Here is a 1271-nt window from a genome sequence, read left to right on the forward strand (position 1 = left end):
TGAGCTACTCCCCAACTCTTGGACAGATTTCCTGCTGAGTTAAGCTACGGCCTGCACCTGCTGATCGGTTTGGGTTGCGGTGAAGTAGACCACGGCGGGCGGTTGACCGCCATGGGCAGAGTGTGGGCGATGGTGGTTGTAGAAAGTGATCCAGCGCCCGATGCCAGCCCTTGCCTGCGATCCGGTTTCCCAGGCGTGCAAGTAGACGCATTCATACTTCAAGGACCGCCAGAGACGCTCGATGAAGATGTTGTCAAGGCAGCGGCCTTTGCCATCCATTGAGATCCGGGTTCCGACCCGCTTCAGCCGGTCGGTCCAGGCGAAGGACGTGAACTGGCTGCCCTGATCGGTATTCATGATCTCGGGCGGGCCGAACTTGTGGACCGCCTCGCTCAGCGCCTCGACGCAGAAGTCGGCCTCCAGCGTGTTCGATATCCGCCAGGCCAAAACCTTGCGGGTGAACCAGTCCATGACGGCCACCAGATAGAGGAAGCCGCGGCGCATCGGCAAATAGGTGATGTCGGCGCACCAGACCTGGTTTGGCCGCTCCACCCGCAGCCCGCCCAGCAGATAGGGGTAGGTCTTGTGCCCCTTCGCGGGCCTGCTGGTGTCAGGCTTCTGGTAGATCGGCATCAGGCGCATGAGACGCATCAGCCGCCGGATGCGTTTCTGGTTCACGGCATGGCCTTCGTTCTGCAAGTGCCATGTCATCTGCCGGACGCCGTAGAACGGGGTGTCCAGAAACTGCTTGTCGATCAACAGCATGAGGTCGAGGTTCATCGCTGTCTCGCCCTGCTGCGCGTAGTAGAACGACGATCGCGAGATCGACAGCAGGCGGCACTGCGCGCCCACTGACAGCTTGGGATGTGAGTGTTCGATCATGCTCCGCCTCACTTGCCGATCCAGGGCTTGAGCTTTCGAGACAAAAAATCGTTGGCGACGGCCAGCTCTCCGATCTTGGCGTGCAGGTCTCGGACCGTTTCTTCGGCGACCTCGGCCGCCACCGCAGCCTTAATACCGCGTTCGAAGATGCCTGCGGCACCCTCCAGCAGAGATCGCTTCCATTGATGGATCATCGTCGGATGCACGCCATATTCGGCGGCCAGCTCCGACACCGTGCGCTCTCCCTTCACGGCCTCCAGCGCCACACGCGCCTTGAATGCCGCATCGTGGTTCCTGCGTTTCGACATGTCCTGATCTCCTCGTGCTTGGAGATCAGCAGACTTCAGATCGTAGCTTCCGTCACTGTCCGATTTTCGGGGAGTAGCTCA

General features: G+C 60.4%; 1 protein-coding gene. It reads right to left on the reverse strand.

What is annotated here, in order from left to right; translation table 11 throughout:
* Positions 1–39: 39 nt before the first annotated feature.
* Positions 40–1190, reverse strand: a protein-coding gene (locus V6590_RS20745; RefSeq protein WP_434063301.1) for an IS3 family transposase whose coding sequence is annotated in 2 segments (ribosomal slippage) — positions 40–938 and positions 938–1190 — 1152 coding nt in all. Because the reading frame shifts where the segments join, the coding sequence is not laid out codon by codon here.
* Between the last annotated feature and the right edge of the window lie 81 nt (positions 1191–1271).

The sequence above is a fragment of the Gemmobacter denitrificans genome (assembly GCF_036964905.1).
Taxonomy (GTDB): domain Bacteria; phylum Pseudomonadota; class Alphaproteobacteria; order Rhodobacterales; family Rhodobacteraceae; genus Gemmobacter; species Gemmobacter denitrificans.